The following is a 19,178-nucleotide window of genomic DNA, read 5'->3' on the forward strand; positions in this document are numbered from 1 at the left end:
AGGCGGGCTGGCTAACCGCGGATATCGTCGTAGAGAACCGTGGAGATGTAGCGTTCGCCGAAGTCACAGACAACAGCCACGATCAGCTTACCGGCGTTCTCCGGCCGCTTGGCCAGTTCGAGCGCTGCCCAGACGATCGCGCCGGAGGAGATGCCGCCGAGGATACCTTCCTGGGTGCCCAGCGCACGGGCGGTGGCGACAGAGTCCTCGATGGAGGCGTCAAAGACTTCGTCGTAAATTTCCGTGTCCAGGATTTCGGGCACGAAGTTTGCGCCGATGCCCTGGATCTTGTGCGGACCGGGTGAACCGCCGTTGAGGATAGCGGAGTCCTTCGGCTCGACCGCGACGATCTGCACTGATGGCTTCCGCTTCTTCAGTACCTGGCCCACACCGGTGACCGTTCCGCCGGTGCCAACGCCGGCCACGAAGATGTCCACCTGGCCGTCAGTGTCTTCCCAGATTTCCTCGGCGGTGGTGGTCCGGTGGATCTCCACGTTGGCCTGGTTGGCGAACTGCTGCGCCCAGATGGCGTTATCCGTGGTGGCCACAATTTCCTTGGCCTTGTCCACGGCGCCGCGCATGCCGTCAGCGCCCGGTGTGAGGACGATTTCCGCGCCGAAGGCACGCAGCATCACCCGGCGTTCCGTAGACATGGTTTCGGGCATGGTCAGGATGACCTTGTAGCCGCGTGCGGCGCCGACCATGGCCAGGGCGATTCCGGTGTTGCCGGAGGTCCCTTCCACGATGGTGCCGCCCGGACGCAGCGCGCCGGCCTTTTCAGCTGCATCGACAATCGCCACGCCGATGCGGTCCTTGACCGAGTTGGCGGGATTGTAAAACTCGAGCTTCACCGCGACGTCCCCGGGGAGACCCTCGGCGAGGCGGTTCAGGCGGACCAGGGGAGTCCCGCCCACCAGCTGGGTTACATCGTCGTAAATTCGTGCCATGGAAATTGTCCTCTGTTCGTAAGGCCGTGCACCGGTTGCGAAACTGTGTATCTTCAAGCGTATCGCTACGCATTATCAGGATTAGTTGTCAAGCCATTCGGCGTAATATTTACGGGCTTTGGCCAGCTTCGGATTGATGATCACCTGGCAGTATCCCTGCTCCGGGTGCTTGGCGTAGAAGTCCTGATGGACTTCCTCCGCCCGGTGGAAGGTGGACAGCGGCGTGATCTCCGTGACGATTGGATCGCTCCAGAGCGCCTGCGCGCGCTGCAGTGCCTTTTCCATTTCCTCACGTTCCTCGTCTGTCCGGTAGAACATCGACGAGCGGTACTGGGTGCCGACGTCGTATCCCTGCCGGTTCAGGGTTGTCGGATCGTGGGAGATGAAGAACATGTCGAGAATCACATCGGAAGGAATAATTTCCTCGTCGAAGGTCACGGCCACGACTTCGGCGTGCCCGGTCATGCCGGAGCAGACGCTCTCATAGTCGGGGTGGGCGGTAAAGCCGCCGGTGTAACCCGAAACCACGCTCTGCACGCCGCGGGTCTTCTGATAAATGGCGTCGAGGCACCAGAAGCAGCCTCCGCCTAGAACATACGTCTTCATGCCTTTATATAAGACGCCGGGGATGCCAAAGATTCCCGCAGGAGAAAATCAGCTGCGGTGCTCCTGTGCCCAGCACGTCCCTGGGCCGTTTTCCTCTGCATACATGCGGCGCTGGTGGGGTAGAACTTATACCTATGGAAACCCCACGCAACGGCGAGCAGAACAGCAACAGCGATCCGCTGGCGGAGAACCCGGAAACCCGGGCGGCCCAGGGAGGCCAGGACAGTCAGGACGGTTTGGACAGTCAGGACGGCCAGGACGGCCAGGACAGCCTCGACGGGGCCGGCAGCATCCCGGAGGGCGTTGCCCCCTCGCAGCCCACGGTCGGCGACGTGCTGGTCGCGGTGGAGGAACTGTGGCCGGAATCCCTCGCCGAGGACTGGGACGCCGTCGGAATGGTCCTGGGGCGGCCTTCCCGGACGGTGCAGCGGATCCTCTTCGCCGTAGACCCCACGCATGAGGTGATCGACGAGGCGCTGGAATGGGGTGCGGATCTCCTGGTGACGCACCATCCCCTTCTGCTGAAACCGGTCCATTCCGTGGCAGGCACCAGTTTCAAGGGGGAGGCGGTGCACCGGCTCATTGAAAGCGGCTGTGCCCTGGTGACCACCCATACCAACGGTGACAGCGCCGTCGGCGGGGTCTCGGATGTGCTGGCCGATGCCTTCGGCCTCCATGACACAGTTCCCCTCGTGCCGGCCGCCAATGGACTGCCCGAGGAAGGCATTGGACGGGTTGGGAACCTTCCGGACGTTATGAAGCTCGCAGATTTTGCCGAACTTGTCTTCAGCATCATGCCCGCCGTTGCCGGTGGTGTCCGGGTAGCCGGTGACCCGCAGGGACTCGTCCGCCGGGTGGCCGTCTGCGGCGGTGCGGGAGACAGCCTCTTCGACGCCGTCAGGGCCCAGCACGCAGACGTGTATGTGACGGCTGACCTGCGCCATCATCCCGCCTCCGAGGCCAGGGAGGCCGCAGTCAACGGGCGGCCCTACCTCATTGATGTTTCACATTTCGGCAGCGAATGGCTCTGGCTCACACCGGCTGCGTCGGCCCTGGAAAACGTCCTGACGGACCAGGGGTTCGATGTGGAGATCCGGGTGAGCACCCGCAACACCGATCCGTGGGACTTTGTGCTGACACCCGGCTGAGGAACCGGGCCACCGGTGGCATAGGCTAGGAGAGCCGCACCAGCCAGGCAAGCGGATTAAGTGGAGGTATTTGGTGGCAAAAGCATCACCGGCGGAGCAGCTGAGGCTGCTGGACCTGCAGGCGTTGGACAGCAGGATGAAGCAGCTGGACACACGTGCACGTTCAGTACGTGAGAACCCGGACCTCGCAGCCCTGGCCGCGAAGGCAGCTGCTGCCCGCACGGCGCTGGGCGCCGCAGCCACGGAAAGCGCGGATATTGAGCGTGAGCTCACCCGCGCCGAGGCAGACGTGGCATCCGTAACGGCCCGGCTGGAACGCGACCAGAAGCACCTCGACAGCGGATCCGGCGGTTCCAAGGAGCTGACCGCACTGCAGAGCGAGATCGAGTCGCTGAGCCGCCGCCGGTCGGATCTGGAAGACACCGAGCTGGAAATCATGGAGCGCCTGGAAGCGGTCAAGGGCGTCGAAGCTGAGCGCCGCGCCGAAGCGGCGGCCGCCGAGGCCGAGCTTGCCGAGCTCGAAGCCAAGCGGGACACCCAGCTGGCCGAAATCAGTGCCGAACGCGCGGAGACCCAGCGCCAGCGCACTGAGCTCGCAGGACGGTTCGCCCCGGACCTGCTCGCTGTCTACGAGCGGACCCTTTCGCGTCACGGAATCGGTGCGGCCCGGCTGTTCCACGGAACTTCTGAAGGATCGGGAATGCAGCTCAGCCCCGGCGACCTCGCGGACATCCGCAAGGCCGCCGCTGACGACGTGGTGTTCTGTCCGGACTCGGGCTGCATCCTGGTCCGTTCCGAGGAGTGGGGCAGCTAGTCCGTGACCCTGTTTGATCCATCGGACACCCCTGTCCATGAGGCGCCGGCAAGCGCACGGCGCACCCTGATTGTGGAAGCCGACGGCGGCTCCCGCGGGAATCCGGGCCACGCCGGTTACGGGGCGCTGGTCCGGGATCCCGAAACCGGTGAAATCCTGGCAGAAAAAGCCCAGTACCTTGGCATCGTTTCGAACAACGTTGCAGAGTACTCCGGGCTGATCGCCGCTCTGGAACTTGCCCATGAAATTGATCCGGACGCGTGGATTCTGGCGAAAATGGACTCAAAGCTTGTGGTTGAGCAGATGAGTGGCCGCTGGAAGATCAAGCATGAGGACATGCAGCGGCTTGCGGCCCAGGCCAGGTCCACCGTGGACCCGCGCCGGGTCAAATACCAGTGGATTCCGCGGGAGATCAACAAGGACGCCGACCGGCTATCGAATGAGGCAATGGACGCCGGCATTGCCGGCGTGCCCTGGCAGCCGCGGGACCCGGTGAGGAAGGGCGCAGCCGGCGGATCTTCCGCTGCTGCCGTGAAAAGCGCTGCTGACGCGGAGGGCGGGGCTGCTGCCAGCCAGGAACCGGCCGCTGCAACAGGCCGGCTGCACCACACGGAGATTTGGGTCCCGGACTTCCCGCGGGCCGAAGCCAGCCTGGGCTGGCTGCTGGAGCGGCTTGGATTCGTCCGCCGCGGTTCATGGGCCACCGGCGCCAGCTGGCAGGGTGTCAGCAGCTACCTCGTGATCGAAGCCGGCCCGGATGTCCTTCCGGTAGAACATGAGCGGCGCCGGCCCGGCCTGAACCACCTGGCCTTCGGTGCAGGTTCGCCCGCCGACGTTGACCTGCTGGCCCGCCGGGCGGCAAGCCACGGTTGGAAGCTGCTCTTCAGCGACAGGCATCCACACGCCGGGGGACCGGACCACTATGCCGCGTACCTGGAAAATTCAGACGGGTTTGAAGTCGAGCTGGTGGCTGACCGCCCTTAGCAGCCGGCGGTCATGGTCAGTGGTCCTCGGGAAGGATCAGGTTCAGCTGATGTGGTTTGCGGCCGGACGCCGGGACTAATTCCGTTTCCCACTTCTCAGCGGCCGCGCCGCGCAGTTCCCCGACGGTTGCCGGCGCGGCTCCGCCCCGCGTCAGGAGGTGCCGCGCGAGCTCACCGCGGGTGTGCTTGGCGAAATGGGAGACAACCTTCCGTTCACCGCCGCGGATCTGGAAGACATTGACGGCGGCTGTCATGCCGGGGTCCGGCCGCCACGCAGCGGCGTAGGTGCTGGAGCGGCAGTCCACTACCAGCCGTCCGGCCGCGTGGTCATCCAGCGGTTCGGTCTGCGCTGCCTTCCAGAAAGCCGCCAGCCGGCCGATGCCTGGCAGATTCGTCCCCATGGACAGCCGGTAGGCGGGAATCGGATCGGAAAATCCGATGGCTCCCCACAGGGCTGACATCACCAGAACGGCGTCGTCGGCTGTTTGGCGCTGCCCGGCCGTCAGCGAGTCATAGCCGAGCGCGTCGTACAGCACGCCGGAATAGACCTGGTGTGCGGGAGCGCAGGGCTCGCTGTCGAGGACCGCATTCCGCGCCACCTCCGCGGCGAGGGTCGCGCCGACTCCCAGCACCTGGTGCGCCTGCGGGGAGGAGCTGGCCTCCATCAGGGCGGAGAGCGTGAGCTTCCTGGCGTCGGTCAGTTCCGGAAAGCGGAGCAGCCCCGGGTCAAGGACCGGGCCTTCGGCAGGGCGTGTTTTGCCTTCAGAGGGCGGCAGCAGAATCAGCACTGATTAATCGTACGTTCCGCTGCCGGGTACCATTGACCGAAGGACGGGTTGGCCAGGCAATCGCGTCAGGCCGGCACTGCCGGACCTGGCGAGGAAAGTCCGGGCTCCGCACGGCAGGGTGGTGGGTAACGCCCACTCGGGGAAACCCGCAGGCCAGTGCCACAGAGAAGAGACCGCCCGCGTTTTTCGCGGGTAAGGGTGAAACGGTGGTGTAAGAGACCACCAGTGTCCCGGGTGACCGGGACAGCTAGGTAAACCCCACCCGGAGCAAGGCCATACAGGATGCGTTTGAGGGCTGCCCGCCTGAGTATCCGGGTAGGCCGCTAGAGGGTGCCGGCAACGGTACTCCCAGATGGATGATTGCCACCTGCTTCGCTGGAAACAGCCCGCAGGCACAAAACCCGGCTTATCGGCCAGCCCGTCCCCACCGGCCAGCAGCCCTGCACAATCTGTACCGCTTCCATCACGGGTCGAATATTATTTAGTCCGTCTGGCACCGTGCACAACCCAGGTTGCCTGTTTTCCCAGTATTTTGTGTGACTTTTCCACACGGGCACGCCGCGTCATGCATTCGCATGGGCCTCCGCTATTCTGTGGCAATGGTCACGAACCCGGCACCGAGGAAGCACCTGGTGCTGCGCAATGCTAATTTCCGGGCTTTGTGGCTCTCCTCGACGGTCGGAATCCTCGGGGGATCTGTCACTGCGATAGCCCTCCCCATCATTGCCGCGGTGGAGCTCGGGGCCAGTGATTTCGCTGTTGCCGCCCTTTCCGGCATGGTGTTCCTGCCCTGGCTGCTTTTCGGTTTGCCCGTCGGCGTGATCGTGGACAGGCACCGCAGGCGCCCCATCATCCTCATCTCGCTGGTGCTTCGGGTGCTGCTGCTCGCCACGCTTCCTGTTGCCTACTGGCTTGGCGTCCTGACAACGGCCCAGCTGTTCGTGGTTTCCTTCCTGACCGGCCTGACTGCCGTGTACTTCACGCTCGCGGAAGCGGCGCTCATCCCGCGTGCGGTGGACCGGGAAGAGCTGATTGAGGGAAACGGCCTCATGACCGGTTCGGGTGCCTCGGCAGATGCCGTGGGGCGCGGGCTTGGCGGGTGGCTCACCTCGGCCGTCGGCGCGTCGAACTCGCTCCTGGTGCAGGTTGCCGCCTCAGCGGCCTCCTTCGCAGCGATCCTGCGGCTCAAAGTGGATGAGCAGCTGCCCGCGGCCCCGGGGAAACGGCATATCTGGCGCGAGATGGGGTCCGGGCTGCGCTACACAATGAGCACCACGCCCCTGCGGGTCCTGCTGCTGGTGGCTGCACTGTGGAACCTCGGCGGCAACATCGTGGTGTCCCTCCTGGTCCTCCTTGTCGTACGGACACTGGGCCAGAACGGAACCTGGCTGGGGTTCCTGATGGCTGCCACCGCGCTCGGCGGAACACTTGGCGGACTGACCGTGAAGTGGCTGAGTGACCGCTTCGGTTCAGGCGTCGTCTGGCGCTTCTCCATGTTTCCTGCTGCCGCCGGTTACGCCTTGCTGCTCCTGATGACTCCCGGCTGGGGCATGCTGCCGGGATTCTTCGGGCTCTTCCTGACCGGCCTGGCCATCTCCATGAACATTGTTGTCTCCACCAGCTTTCGGCAGCGTGTCTGCCCGCCGGACATGATGGGGCGGCTCGGATCGGCCACCCGCATGGTCAGCTGGGGGATGCTCGCCGTTGCCTCGCTGGCAGCCGGAGTGCTGGCCAGCACGGTGGGAGTACGCGGCGGCATCGTCACCGGGATTGTCATAGCCCTCCTGGCGCCGGTGATTGCTTCCTTCGGTCCGTTGAGGGGCGTACGCCACCTCGAGGACCTGGAACCGGAGCCTGGCCCGGCCGGGGACGCGCCGGAGGTCCCCTGCGGAACCGCCGTTCCGGTGGCCTTCCCCTCCGATCCGCGGCGGGTGCGCCCAGAAGCGGATAGGACCAAGGAAGCGGAAGCGCTCCTGGATAAATAACCGGGGAACGCCGGACGACGGCGGCTCCGAACCCGCTTGCGCCTCCAACGAGGGTCGCTGTGATAAACATCTCCTGCCGCGTTCAGGAAGCCCGGCTGTGGCCTAATACACTTAGTTATTGTCTGCCGCCTGTTTCACCGCGGCGAACTACGTAGACCCGGCCCTGACAGGGCCTGCCGGCGGCGCGTGCGCCGCCGGCCTTACCAACCGGCACAGAGCAGTGCCGGCTGAGATAAAGGATGTGAAGTTCTGTGAGCCAGAAGTCCGATACCTGCCTGGATGCGTGGATGGACAGGGAGGCAATGGCAGAGGCCATGATCCCACTCATTGGCCGGCTCTACCGGGAGAACAGTGTTGTCACCTCGGTTCATGGCCGTCCGCTGGTCAACCGCTCCGTTATCGACATCCTGAAGGCGCACCGCTTCGCCCGGCAGATCGATGATGCTGAGCTCCCCATTGCCGAAACACTGCCGATCCTGCAGGCCCTGACAGAGCTGGAACTGGGTGCAGCCTCCGTCGACCTGGCCAGGATGAACGCTAAATACCAGAGCGAAGGAAACGGCGGTTCCCTCCTGGACTTCCTGCGCGCCGAGCTGGCAGATGTTGCAGGCAAGCGAGGCGCCGACGAGCGGACCAGCACCGACGTCGTCCTCTATGGTTTTGGCCGGATTGGCCGCCTCCTGGCGCGTATCCTGATCGACCACGAAGGTGGGGGACAGGGGCTGCGGCTGCGCGCGATCGTGGTCCGCAAGGGTGCGGAGAACGACCTCGTCAAGCGTGCCAGCCTGCTGCGGCGTGACTCCGTGCACGGTGCCTTCCCCGGCACAATCACGGTGGATGAGGAAAACAACACCATCCTCGCCAACGGCACCCTGATCCAGGTCATCTACTCGAACGACCCCGCCACCGTGGACTACACCGCCTACGGGATCAACAACGCGATCGTCGTGGACAACACCGGCCGCTGGCGCGACGAAGAGGGACTCTCCCAGCACCTGGCCGCCAAGGGCGCCGCCCGGGTCCTGCTGACTGCGCCGGGCAAGGGCGACCTGAAGAACATCGTCCATGGCATCAACCACCGGGCCATCACCGACGAGGATACGATCCTCTCCGCGGCGTCCTGCACCACCAATGCCATTACCCCGGTGCTGAAGGTGCTCAACGATAAATACGGCATCGTGAACGGCCATGTGGAAACGGTGCACTCGTTCACCAATGACCAGAACCTCATCGATAACTTCCACAAGGGTGACCGGCGCGGACGTTCCGCTGCACTGAACATGGTCATCACCGAAACCGGCGCAGCCAAGGCGGTGGCCAAGGCACTGCCCGAACTGGCAGGCAAGCTCAGCGGCAACGCCATCCGGGTACCCACCCCGAACGTCTCCATGGCGATCCTGAACGTCAACATGGACACCGAAACCACGAAGGATGAACTGAACACCTTCCTGCGGGAGACGTCGCTAAATTCGGAGCTGCACAAGCAGATCGACTACATCGATTCCCCCGAGGTCGTTTCCAGTGACTTCGTGGGTTCCAAGCGTGCCGGCATCGTCGACGGGCTTGCCACGATCTCCAACGGCAAGAACGCCATCCTCTATGTCTGGTACGACAACGAGTACGGTTACAGCTGCCAGGTCATCCGTGTACTGGAGGAAATGGCGCACGTGAACCCGCCTGCTTTCCCGCGCGCCGAAGAACTGGTCGCTACGGTCTAATCCGCGGAGTCCGCCTTAAACAGCAGTGCCCGCCCGGTAGAGGGGCGGGCACTGCTGTTTGTCATATGCCTCAGCGGGCAGGCGCTCCAACGCCCCGGCCTCAGCGGCTAAGACCAGATCAGTGGCCGAACGGGTCCGGGTCGACCCCGGGCATCCAGCTCAGGCCCGGAACGCCCCAGCCGTTTGCTTTGAGGACCTTGCGGGCCTTGCGCCCCCAACGCTCGTTGAGCCGGTCCACATAGAGTTTTCCGTCCAGATGGTCGTATTCGTGCTGCAGGACCCGGGCAAACCAATCAGTGGCCTCAAACTCCAGGGCCGCGCCGTTCTCATCCACTCCGGAAATCCGGGCCCAATCGGCTCGCTGCAGGGGGAAATTCTCGCCGGGAACGGACAGGCATCCCTCGACGTCCTCATCCGGATCCGGGGCGGACCCCGGAACCTTGGACGTGACCAGCACCGGATTGATGATGACCCCGCGGTCAGGCGCGTCGTCGTCGTTCGGGTAATGGAAGGTAAAAAGGCGCAGGCCAACACCCACCTGCGGGGCCGCAAGTCCAACACCATTGGACGCATCCATGGTCTCGTACATGTCTGCCACCAGGGTGCGCAGTTCGTCGTTGAACTCCTGGACTTCTGCGGCCCGGCGGTGCAGCACCGGCTCCCCGTGGATAACGATCGGACGGACAGTCATGGGTTTCTGGGCTCTTTCTTTCTTCGAGGGGGTGAAGGCGTATCAGGCGGTGACGCTGCGGCCAATAACTTCGCGCATGATCTCCGAGGTACCGCCGAAAATGGTCAGCAGGCGCGCCGCGAGGAAAGCCTGGGCCACCGGGTACTCCATGATGTAACCGTAGCCGCCGTGCAGCTGCAGGCAGCGGTCGGTGATGGACTTGGCCCTTTCGCTGGCCCACAGTTTGGCCTTGGCAGCCGAGACAGCGTCCAGGGTGCCCTCGTTGAAGGCCCGGACAGCTGAGTCCACATAGGCTTCGGTGACCTCCACCTCGGTGAGGACATCGGCCAGGACAAACCGGCTGTTCTGGAAGTCAGCGATCCGCTCCCCGAAGGCGCTGCGTTCAGCGACATATTTCAGAGTTGCTTCATAGACTGTGCGGGCCACCGCCGAAGAGGCGACGGCGATCGCCAGGCGGCCCTGGGGCAGCTGGCCGGCCGCGTACTCCAGCCCCTTGCCTTCTTCCCCGACCAGGTTTCCGGCAGGGACGCGGACGCCGTCGAAGTAGAGTTCCGCAGTGTCCGAGGCTTTCACGCCCATCTTGTCCAACTGACGGCCGGTGGTGTAACCCTCCGTCTTCTCGACCATGAACATGCTGAAGGAATCGCGTCCGCCGCGGCCCGTGCTGCCGTCGGTGCGTGCAAGCACCAGGGCGGCATCGCCGCTGATGCCGTTGCCGATAAAGGTCTTCTGGCCGCTCAGCAGCCAATCGCCGTCGTTCGTCCGGACCGCCTTGGTGCGGATGCCGCGCAGGTCGCTGCCCGCGCCCGGCTCCGTCCACGCCACGGAGGTGACTTTGTCTCCGCTGACCATCTGCGGGAGCCAGCGCTCCTTGAGGTCCTCGGAGCCGTAGGCCAGCAGATGCGGCAGCACGAGGTCGTCATGGAGGTGGAAGGCCAGTGCTACGGCCAGGTGGTTCGCCCGGGCGAACTCCTCGTCCAGGACCACCCGGTACCGGTAGTCGGGCATTCCCGCGCCGCCAAATTCTTCGGGCACCGCAAGCCCAAGCAGGCCCTGTTCGCCGGCTGCCTTCCACATCCTCCGGGGCATCATATGGTCGGCGTCCCAGACGGCGTAGTCCGGAGCGATCTCGCGGACGTTGAACTCGCGGGCCAGGTCACGGAACAGCTCGTGGTCCTCGTCGAAAAGCCTGCGTTCCAAGACGGTGCCTCCTCAGATAATCCCGTCCGGGGCGGGAGCCATCCGGCGTCGGGGAACTGCCCGGTACGGGCAGCAGTAGATATACGTAGAAAGGCCGCCCCGGAAAATATCCGAGGCGGCCTTTCGAAGCTGGAAGCCAGCCTCATCTGGGTGAGTAACGGGGGTTGAACCCGCGACCTCCTGGACCACAACCAGGCGCTCTGCCAACTGAGCTATACCCACCATGTGCACTCAGATATCATTCCCAAACTCCAGGCGAGTGGACTTTGCGAACTCATTTATCTGAGGCAGCGGATATAAGCTTACACGGTTTTTTGGGTGCTCTTGACACAAGTGCCGCCCTGGGCGGGAAATGTGACGCAGCTAACCAATTTCGGCACTCCGGGACACTTCTGCGGCAATCTTCTTCGCGGTTGCCGAGTCCGGTCCGGGGGAGGGGACGAAGACGGCTGCGCGGTAGTAACGCAGTTCGTTGATGGAATCCTTGATGTCGCCCAATGCGCGGTGTCCGCCGTTTTTCGGCGGGGCCTGGAAGTAGGCGCGCGGGTACCAGCGCCGGGCCAGTTCCTTGATGGTGGAGACGTCGATGATCCGGTAATGCAGGTAGTCGATGACTTCGGGCATGTCCCGGGCAAGGAACATCCGGTCCGTCCCCACGGAATTACCCGCCAGCTGCGCCTTCTTCGGCTCCGGCACCCACTTGGTGATGTACTCGATGACCTCGGCCTCAGCTTCCGCGAGTGTCATCCCGGAAGGGAGCTCGTCGAGGAGCTTGGACGTGGTGTGCATCTGGCGGACGAAGTCGCCCATCTGCTCCAGTGCTGCCGCTTCAGGCTTGATGACGACGTCTACGCCGTCACCAAGGACATTCAGCTCGGAATCGGTCACCAGGACTGCGACCTCAATAAGGGCATCGGCGCTGATATCCAGCCCGGTCATCTCGCAGTCGATCCAGACAATGCGTTCGTTAGTTATTGGCACGAGACAAATGTACCCCTGCCCTGCCCGCAGCCGGGTAGGCCACTCCAGCGGGCCCGCCCACGGGACTAGTGGCTGGAATGGCTCCGCTGCCGGCGGTCCTGCCCCTGCGGATCTGCTGTCTGGACAGTGGAACGGCGGGCAGGCACATAGGGCTGCAGCGGAAGCGAACCAGTCTCCGGCGGACCGAATGTGCGCGTCCAGCGGCTGGTGCCCCCGGCAGCCGCGGCAGCCGGGCGGGGGCGGGGGAGGCCCAGGAACTCCTGCACCGCTTCGGGAGCAAGGGGAATGGCCGGTACGGCGGCTGCCGTGCTGCGATCCGCACCCGACACGGGGGAGCGGCGGGACGATGGTTCTGCGGAGTTTGGTTCGGGTGCGGAAGGAGCGGCACCGGGGTCCGGGGTGCCGGGCACCAAAGAGGCGGCCGCGCGGTTGGAACGGTTGCCGGCGGTTTCGGAGCCGACCGCCGCCGTCGTGCTGCCGCCCGCGGACAGATACCAGGCAGTGAGGAAGGCAGCCAGGAGCAGTGCCGTCAACCCGGCAGCCAGGGCAAGCGGAACCTCGGCCCACAGCAGGCAGACAGCGCTGGTCCCGGTGAGGAAAAGACCCCAGCCCAGCAGTTCCGGATTGCGGCGGGGTTTGGGACGGCCGCTGCGCGGTTTCGGGACGCGCCGGTCCCGACGTTTCCCTACAGGTTCTGCCCGGTGGCGCCCCACAGCCGTTACCGCCTTGTCTCGTCCGACTCAACTTCCCCAGTGTATGTGAGCCGCGCCCCACTTCCGGCAAGCGCGCCGCAGCGTCCGGAGGGCTGCCGGGACTCGATGCTAATATTTGGCCTACTGACGAAGCCGCCGTGCCCCGCTGGCGGTCCATTCCACCAAAGCGGATCTCCGGCGGCGAGTGCTCTGAACTGACGCCCCTGTTCGTTGGGAAAGCTGCACCAACCCAGAGATTGGAATGACCCACGATGACCGCCCAGGTCCCTGCGACCGAGCCTTCGTCTCCCAAACCGGAGAACGCGAAAGCTGACCATCCCAACGTCGCGATCCTCCAAGGCTTCATCGGCTCGATGCTGATGCTCGCCGGTTCTCTCGGTGTCGGGTGGCTATCCCTCTCCTCCTACGAACTGCGCCGCGTCAGCTTCATCATGTGGCTGCGGTTCGAACCGGTTGGCGCCGTCCTGTCGGTGTTCCTGCTTGCCGTCGGCGGTATGCTCCTGGTCCGGTCCTGGCTGCGGTTCGGTCAGCGGATCGGCGATTGGGGCCCCGAATCCAGGCCCTACGTGTTGAAGGCGATTGTGGCATGGGGCGCTCCCATGGCCCTGGCGCTGCCGCTTTTCAGCCGCGACGTCTTCGCCTACATAGCCCAGGGCCTGGTGATGGTCAGCGGGCTTAACCCGTACAAAGACGGCTATTCACAGATTTCGAACTACCTGCAGCTCGGCGCAGACGATCTGTGGGCGCAGAGCCCCACTCCGTACGGGCCGATCTTCCTCTGGCTCGAGGAAATCGTGGTCCGGATTACCGGCGGGCAAACCGAGTTCTCCATCCTGCTGTTCCGGCTGATCGCGCTGATCGGCGTGGCGATGTGCGTTTACTACGTGCCCAAGCTCGCCGAACTCCACGGCATCAACCCCAACCGTGCGCTCTGGCTGACGGCAGCCAACCCGCTGTTCCTGACCAACTTCATCGCCAGTATCCACAACGATGCGCTGATGATCGGCCTGGCCCTGGCCGGGCTCTACTACGCAGCGACCAAACGGGCTATCCGCGGCATTCTGCTGGTGACCCTCTCCATCGGGATCAAGCCGATCACCCTTATTTTCCTGCCGTTTGTCGGCCTGATGTGGGCTGGCAAGGGCGCCTCCTGGCCCAGGAAATTCCTGTACTGGTTCCTCACGGCAGGGCTGTCGCTGGGACTGCTGGCAATCCTGGGTGTGGTCAACGGACTCGGGTTCGGCTGGGTTGGTGCCCTGAGCACGCCCGGAAGCGTGTGGATCTGGTATGCGCCGGTAGGATTCCTGGGGCTGGTGGTGGCCACGCTGGGCAACGCCCTCGGACTGCCCGGCTGGTCCTTCGCCGACGTCGTGCATCTGCTCGGGCGCCTGGCATCCTTCGCGGTCGTTTTCTGGCTGATGTTCGTGGGCGACTACAGCCGCCTGGTGCGCCGTCTGGCGCTGGCGTTTGCCGCGATTGTGATGCTCGCGCCGATGATCCAGTCCTGGTACGTGGTCTGGCTGATCCCGCTGTTCGCCGTCACGGGGATCCGCAGCGACTGGCAGGTCAAGACGCTGTACCTGTTCGTCTCGTTCTTTATGGTCTACGCGATCAGCGACCAGCTCGACATCTGGCCGTACTTCGAATTCAGCCTCAGCGCCGCCCGCCAGATTGCAGCGGTCACGGCCGTGGCCTTCGCCCTCTACCTGATCTTCCTGGACCCGAAGACGAAGGTGCTGTTCCGCAAGAAGCTTACGGAGCCTGCTCCGGGAGAACTGCGGATTCACTGACGGTCCGCCCGGTCCGCGCCAGCTGGACAATGTGCATAACGGCCCAGACGAACAGGGCCATCACCAGCAGGTTGCGGACCGTGAGCATCGCGGCGACGCCGGCGTTCAGATCGTCATACAGTGCCGCGTAGAACATGGGGTAGACCAGCGTCGTCAGCGCGGCCACCGGGATCATCATCAAAGCCGGGATACGCCAGGCGCGGCCTTCCCAGGCAACGCCGACGGCGACGACCGCTCCAAGCCAGAGCATGAACTGCGGCGAGCCAACCTTGTTGAAGACAATGAAGGCTCCTACCAGCGCCAGGGAGCCGGCGGCGAGCAGCGAACCGGCGTCGGCTCCGCGGCGGAGCGCCCAGAGCAGCAGAACCACGACGGCGATGGCCGCCAACGCGAGCAGGGGAGTCATCAGCGTGGCGACGGGTTCGCCCCACGCGCCGCGGACCTCGCGCGTATTGATGACGGTGTCTTCGAAAATGTAGGCGCCGGAGCGGCCCAGAATGGCCTGCCAAAGTCCGGGGGTCGTGAACGGTGCTTCGAGCTGCATGCCGCGGTCTCCCTGGGCACCGACAAAACTGAGCAGATAACGCAGCCCGCCCGAAGCGGCGACCACCACCGCCACAGCGGCGGACACTGCGGCGCCGGTTACCAGGACGGTGAGACGCCGGCGGGAGACAGCCAGGGCGGCGAGGATAACCGCAGCCGGCCAAACCTTGACCCAGGTGGCGGCGGCGAGCAACGCCGAGGCCAGCACCGGACGCCTGGCCAGCAGCAGCATTCCAATAATCACCAGGGGAACAGTCAGCCCGTCAACCCGGCCGACCGCGACCGGGCCGAGCAGGGCGGTGATGCCCATCCACCAGTAAGCAGCCGTGAACCGCTGGCGGGTGGGCTTTCCGGTCAGCACCACCAGGGCCGCCGCATTGAGGCCGGCGAAAATCAGGAACCAGGCAAACTGGTAGGCGCCGTAGCCGAACACCGCCGCCAGCAGCATCGGCACCAGTGCGCCGATGGGATAGACCCAGGCTGTACTGATGCCCTGCCACTGCCCGCTGTTGATGCCTTCGAACGCCCACTGGCGGTAGAACTGGATGTCGCTGAGGACTTCACCGGTGAAAATCAGGGGACTGAGCAGCCCGAAAAACAGCAGGTGAAGGACGCCGAAACTGATCCACAGGACGGAGGTACGCATGTACCGGGGTTCAACGGATTCCGGTGTGGACGACATGCGTGGTGGCTCTCCTTCAGCGTAACGTTTAGGGCCCGCGAACCGCGGCGCCCCAGCGACAAGGGTACCGTCGGCGCGACATGGGCATGCAATTGGTGCCCGGACACGGGATACTGAAGATATGTCCGACGGAACAGAACACTCGATCACTGCCGACTTCGACGTTTCATCATGGGAGCCCACGCCCTATGTCGTGGAGGGAACCAACAGCGAACTCTCGACCGTGCGGGCGGTGAAAATCTTTGAGGGAGCCATCTCGGGAACCAGTGTGGCCGACCTGCTCCTCGCCGGCAATGCCGCCGGGGCCGGCTACGTCGGCAGCGAAGTGTTCGCCGGCAGTGTGGAGGGCCGCGAGGGCACTATGGTCATCCAGCACTGGGGGCTGGCGGAAGGCGAGGCGACGGCTTCCTCGGGGCATATCATCCCAGGGTCCGGCACCGGCGGACTGGCGGGAATCTCCGGAAAAGCTATTTTCACCCAGGCCGAAGACGGTCAGCACCGCCTCGAACTCCGCGTCACCTTGCCGGGGAGCCCGGTCTCCGGCCACGGGGAGCACGGCGCCGGCTCAGATGGTGCCGTTGCCAATGATTCTGCGGCAGAAGCCCGTTAAAGAGGGAAGCGGCTACAGCGAGGCCAGCAACCACAGCGATCCCGCCGCGCTGACGGCGATGACCAGCGCAAAAGCTGTGAGCCAGAGCGCACCGGGGATGCCGGTGCGCTGCGCCAGGATCCAGGCGTCCGATGAGGACAGTGCGTGCCGCCTGCGGGTGTGGACGCTCAAGAGGTTTATCCAGTCCCGGACTGCGCCGGTGACCAGGGCGATGCCGAGGGTGACGACGGCGTAGGCCGCCAGCTCGGCGGGGACGAACCAGATCAGCAGGACGGCGGCGGCAGCGCATCCGGCGGCAATGGCCAGGCCCTGCAGGTTGCGGATGAACAGCAGCGCCGCCGCGAGGACCAGTACTCCAAGGGACAGCGACGCCGTCGCCCATCCCTGGCTGGCCGCCCAAATCAATGCCAGCCCGGTGACGGCCGGGACCGGGTATCCCCAGAAACCCGCCCACACCGCGCCGATTCCTCCGCGCCCCAGGCTCCGCATCTGTCCGGAGTGATCAAAGCGCAGCTCGATTCCGGAGATGCGGTGCCCTGCCATCAGGGCTGCGAACGCGTGCCCGAGTTCGTGGACGAAGGTGACGTACAGGCCGAACCACCGCCAGGTGACCCGCGGAACGGACAGGACCGCGGCGCCGGCGATCAGGGCGACCAGAACCCACGGCGGTGCTTCCAGGGGCCCGGTGCGCATAAATCCACCGGCGATGCGGGACCACAGTTCTGCCAGCCAGCCGTTGTCGCCGCCGGATGCGCTGGTGCCGTTCAATGTGGGCGGCAGGACCCTAGTCAAGTGCGCTCCTTGATGCTTGCCCTGGCCGTGGTGCTGGAATGTCTGTCAGAGCTCCAGCTGGCCACGAAGAATCGATTTACCCGAATGCTCGGGATTCCCGTCAAGCGGCTCATCCGAGATGTCGACAATCGGGAAAGCAGACAGGTCAAGGCCCGCAGGGATGCGGAACCGTGCTTCGCGCCCCTCCATGGTGCCCAGGCTCACCATGGAGGTGATGTCCGGCGAGATCAGCCAGACTTCGCGGTAGCCCTCCGCCTGGCTGCTGCTTGCCGTAACAATGAGCTCCCGCTCACCATCGGGCAGCTGATCGACGGTTGCCGTTCCCTCATCACTGTAGGAAGGCAGCGGCTCGAGCGCAGTTGACGCAAGGACTTCCGGCTGTGGTACCTGGCTGCGGACAATTCCCCAGGTTGCGGCTCCTGCGATCAGGGCGCCGGCGGCTGCTGCGGCCAGCCACCCGGCAGCCCGGCGGCGGCGTTTACTGTCCAGGGAAACCGGCGGCTCCGGCTGGCTATCGGCCAAGGGGTCCCGGCGCACTTCCGCGCCGAGGTTAAGGGTGCCGTGAATGTGCTCCCAGACCTCCGGGGGTGGTACGGAGCCGTCGACTGTCTCCCGGCTGCGCCCGGCGCGGACCACGCGGGCGTAAGAATTTACCTCTGCCTGGCAGCGGGTGCAGCCTTCCAGATGGGAGGCCTCCTCCGCTGTTGGTGCCTCACCCAGTGCGAGGAGAGCCAATGCATCATCGTGCAGGTGCATCGCTTACCTCCAATCGTTGCCGCAGCTGGATGAGTCCCCGGCGGATATGGCTCTTAACGGTTCCCAGGGGCAATTTGAGCCGCTCCGATATTTGCTGATGGGTCAGGTCTTCGTGGAAGGCCATCCGAAGGATGGAGTGCTGCGGCTCGCCCAGGCGGGTGAGTTCGGCGTCGAGCACCACTTTGTCCGCCACGCCCTCCGGATCCGGCACAAGGTAAGGAACGCGCTGGTCACGGGCGGCGGCACCCTCAAGCACATCATCTTCCCGTATCCGCGACGTTGTCATGCTTACTGCCACGTTCCGGGAGATTCCAACCAGCCAGGCCGCCAGGGTTGAACGGTCCGGTGAATAACTTTCCCGGTAACGCCAGGCACGGATAAAGACCTCCTGCACCGCATCGTCCGCTGCTGCGGGATCCAGCAGGCGCCGAAGCGCCATGGTGCGGATCAGCGGCGCGAAGCGGCGGTACGCCTCAGCGAGTGCTGCCTCCTCACCAGCGGCGAAAGCCCCGTCGAGGACGTCGTCCCACTCGGGGGCACCGGATGACATCTGGGACATTCTCCTGCCGTTGGCCAGCTTTGCAGTGTGAAACGTATTGCCGGAGGTGCTGCGGAATGTCCCTATGATAGCGGCGCAGCCGTGAGTACAACGTTATCTTCATAGTCGTCTTCCGTGTCGAGCCACCTGCCGCCACAGGTCACCAGTTTCAGGAGAGGGCTCCCCGTGCGGTCAAAGAGACGGTGTCCGTCGAGGGAACGCTTAGCGATGTTCTCTACCTTTTCGGTCTGATAGACGACGGCGGATCCGTCTTCCAGGGTCACAGTCACCTTGGTTCCCGCGGGGACATCCTTCAGTCCCGCAATGGGCAGTGCCTCCGTCCGCGAATCCACGTGGGCTGCCAGGACGGCCGATCCGGACGGCTGTCCGGGTCGGGGGCCGTAGCGGTACCAGCCGGCCTGGTAATGGTTGTCCGGGATGGTCATGGCACCGTTGTCCTCCACTCCGGTGGGGACTACCTCAAGGTCGATTCCGGTCCCTTCAACCTGCACCCGGACCGGCTGCGGCGGGACGTCCACGGCCTCGGGAGTGGTCTGGCGGATGGGGATTTCCGACGGGACAGCGCCTGATGCGCTGCCCGGACCCGACTGTGGTGCTGCCGGCGCCGGCGTGGACGGGGCGGTGGAAGCTGCCGTGGACGCCGCCGGACCGCCGGTGGCAGGTGCCGAGCCACAGGCTCCCAGTCCCGCTGCCGCAGCCGCCAGCACCACGGCTGCGAGATATCGGCGGGCACTCCCGGGTCGATGCATTTACCTGTCCTGTTCTGTTCGCGTTTGTTGTTGCGCTGCCTGCGGATCTTCGATCGGCCGGTCTTCTACGAACGGAGCGCCGCGGGGTGCGGTGGGGGGGGGGGGGGGGGGGGGGGGGGGGGG

19 protein-coding genes, 1 tRNA gene and 1 other RNA gene are annotated in these 19,178 nt (G+C 64.8%); 8 read left to right on the forward strand and 13 right to left on the reverse strand.

Features of this window, described 5'->3' with window-relative positions; genetic code table 11:
* Positions 1 to 11: 11 nt before the first annotated feature.
* A complete protein-coding gene (gene cysK, locus H9638_RS15970; RefSeq protein WP_191749082.1) occupies positions 12 to 947 on the reverse strand; it encodes a cysteine synthase A in 936 nt (311 codons plus the stop codon).
* Between the two features lie 81 nt (positions 948 to 1,028).
* Complete coding sequence (msrA, locus tag H9638_RS15975; protein WP_191749084.1) at positions 1,029 to 1,553, reverse strand: peptide-methionine (S)-S-oxide reductase MsrA; 525 nt, start codon at positions 1,551 to 1,553, stop codon at positions 1,029 to 1,031.
* 134 nt (positions 1,554 to 1,687) lie between these two features.
* On the opposite strand from msrA, the gene H9638_RS15980 reads away from it, so the two are divergent.
* The 3 genes from H9638_RS15980 to H9638_RS15990 all read left to right on the forward strand — a co-directional run bounded on the left by H9638_RS15980 (position 1,688) and on the right by H9638_RS15990 (position 4,499).
* Positions 1,688 to 2,701 carry a Nif3-like dinuclear metal center hexameric protein gene (locus H9638_RS15980; RefSeq protein ID WP_191749093.1) on the forward strand — a complete coding sequence of 338 codons (1,014 nt, stop codon included), beginning with the start codon at positions 1,688 to 1,690 and terminating at the stop codon, positions 2,699 to 2,701.
* A 73-nt stretch (positions 2,702 to 2,774) separates the two neighbouring features.
* Positions 2,775 to 3,515 carry a zinc ribbon domain-containing protein gene (locus H9638_RS15985; protein WP_191749095.1) on the forward strand — a complete coding sequence of 247 codons (741 nt, stop codon included), beginning with the start codon at positions 2,775 to 2,777 and terminating at the stop codon, positions 3,513 to 3,515.
* Between the two features lie 3 nt (positions 3,516 to 3,518).
* Entirely contained in the window at positions 3,519 to 4,499 is a 981-nt protein-coding gene (locus tag H9638_RS15990; RefSeq protein ID WP_404799679.1) for a reverse transcriptase-like protein, read from the forward strand.
* Between the two features lie 16 nt (positions 4,500 to 4,515).
* Here the strand turns inward: H9638_RS15990 and H9638_RS15995 are convergent, their stop codons facing one another.
* Positions 4,516 to 5,286, reverse strand: coding sequence for a YaaA family protein (locus H9638_RS15995; RefSeq protein WP_191749097.1), 771 nt, complete (start codon positions 5,284 to 5,286; stop codon positions 4,516 to 4,518).
* Between the two features lie 44 nt (positions 5,287 to 5,330).
* Here H9638_RS15995 and rnpB point away from each other — a divergent pair.
* The 3 genes from rnpB to H9638_RS16010 all read left to right on the forward strand — a co-directional run bounded on the left by rnpB (position 5,331) and on the right by H9638_RS16010 (position 8,989).
* An RNA gene (rnpB, locus tag H9638_RS16000) (RNase P RNA component class A) lies at positions 5,331 to 5,711 on the forward strand.
* Positions 5,712 to 5,885: 174 nt separating this feature from the next.
* Positions 5,886 to 7,271: an MFS transporter gene (locus H9638_RS16005; protein WP_191749099.1), complete on the forward strand. Its 1,386-nt coding sequence runs from the start codon at positions 5,886 to 5,888 to the stop codon at positions 7,269 to 7,271.
* 251 nt (positions 7,272 to 7,522) lie between these two features.
* Entirely contained in the window at positions 7,523 to 8,989 is a 1,467-nt protein-coding gene (locus tag H9638_RS16010) for a glyceraldehyde-3-phosphate dehydrogenase (protein ID WP_191749101.1), read from the forward strand.
* Between the two features lie 118 nt (positions 8,990 to 9,107).
* On the opposite strand, the gene def is transcribed toward H9638_RS16010, so the two are convergent.
* The 5 genes from def to H9638_RS16035 all read right to left on the reverse strand — a co-directional run bounded on the left by def (position 9,108) and on the right by H9638_RS16035 (position 12,574).
* Entirely contained in the window at positions 9,108 to 9,680 is a 573-nt protein-coding gene (def, locus tag H9638_RS16015; RefSeq protein ID WP_191749103.1) for a peptide deformylase, read from the reverse strand.
* Positions 9,681 to 9,722: 42 nt separating this feature from the next.
* On the reverse strand, positions 9,723 to 10,880 hold the full coding sequence (locus H9638_RS16020) for an acyl-CoA dehydrogenase family protein (protein ID WP_191749105.1): 1,158 nt from the start codon (positions 10,878 to 10,880) through the stop codon (positions 9,723 to 9,725).
* Positions 10,881 to 11,029: 149 nt separating this feature from the next.
* A tRNA-His gene (locus H9638_RS16025) sits at positions 11,030 to 11,102 on the reverse strand.
* Positions 11,103 to 11,243: 141 nt separating this feature from the next.
* Positions 11,244 to 11,861 (reverse strand): oligoribonuclease, encoded by a 618-nt coding sequence (gene orn, locus H9638_RS16030; protein WP_191749107.1) that lies wholly within the window; start codon positions 11,859 to 11,861, stop codon positions 11,244 to 11,246.
* A gap of 65 nt (positions 11,862 to 11,926) precedes the next feature.
* Positions 11,927 to 12,574, reverse strand: coding sequence for a hypothetical protein (locus H9638_RS16035; RefSeq protein WP_191749109.1), 648 nt, complete (start codon positions 12,572 to 12,574; stop codon positions 11,927 to 11,929).
* Between the two features lie 251 nt (positions 12,575 to 12,825).
* On the opposite strand from H9638_RS16035, the gene mptB reads away from it, so the two are divergent.
* Positions 12,826 to 14,364, forward strand: coding sequence for a polyprenol phosphomannose-dependent alpha 1,6 mannosyltransferase MptB (mptB, locus tag H9638_RS16040; RefSeq protein WP_191749111.1), 1,539 nt, complete (start codon positions 12,826 to 12,828; stop codon positions 14,362 to 14,364).
* Here the strand turns inward: mptB and H9638_RS16045 are convergent.
* The gene (locus tag H9638_RS16045) at positions 14,327 to 15,589 is read right to left on the reverse strand and encodes a glycosyltransferase 87 family protein (RefSeq protein ID WP_191749113.1); all 1,263 of its coding nucleotides are present in this window, start codon (positions 15,587 to 15,589) and stop codon (positions 14,327 to 14,329) included. The two genes, mptB and H9638_RS16045, sit on opposite strands and share 38 nt — an antisense overlap.
* Before the next feature lie 121 nt (positions 15,590 to 15,710).
* On the opposite strand from H9638_RS16045, the gene H9638_RS16050 reads away from it, so the two are divergent.
* Positions 15,711 to 16,199 (forward strand): DUF3224 domain-containing protein, encoded by a 489-nt coding sequence (locus H9638_RS16050; protein WP_191749115.1) that lies wholly within the window; start codon positions 15,711 to 15,713, stop codon positions 16,197 to 16,199.
* Positions 16,200 to 16,211: 12 nt separating this feature from the next.
* Here the strand turns inward: H9638_RS16050 and H9638_RS16055 are convergent, their stop codons facing one another.
* From H9638_RS16055 to H9638_RS16070, 4 genes are all read right to left on the reverse strand, one after another.
* On the reverse strand, positions 16,212 to 16,991 hold the full coding sequence (locus tag H9638_RS16055) for a M50 family metallopeptidase (RefSeq protein ID WP_225217535.1): 780 nt from the start codon (positions 16,989 to 16,991) through the stop codon (positions 16,212 to 16,214).
* Between the two features lie 45 nt (positions 16,992 to 17,036).
* Positions 17,037 to 17,747, reverse strand: coding sequence for an anti-sigma factor (locus H9638_RS16060; RefSeq protein WP_191749117.1), 711 nt, complete (start codon positions 17,745 to 17,747; stop codon positions 17,037 to 17,039).
* On the reverse strand, positions 17,731 to 18,297 hold the full coding sequence (locus tag H9638_RS16065; protein ID WP_225217536.1) for an RNA polymerase sigma factor: 567 nt from the start codon (positions 18,295 to 18,297) through the stop codon (positions 17,731 to 17,733). The genes H9638_RS16060 and H9638_RS16065 overlap by 17 nt, the downstream gene beginning before the upstream one ends.
* 71 nt (positions 18,298 to 18,368) lie before the next feature.
* Positions 18,369 to 19,055 (reverse strand): class F sortase, encoded by a 687-nt coding sequence (locus tag H9638_RS16070; protein ID WP_191749121.1) that lies wholly within the window; start codon positions 19,053 to 19,055, stop codon positions 18,369 to 18,371.
* Positions 19,056 to 19,178 lie beyond the last annotated feature (123 nt).

The sequence above is a fragment of the Arthrobacter pullicola genome (assembly GCF_014836875.1).
Taxonomy (GTDB): Bacteria; Actinomycetota; Actinomycetes; order Actinomycetales; family Micrococcaceae; genus Arthrobacter_B; species Arthrobacter_B pullicola.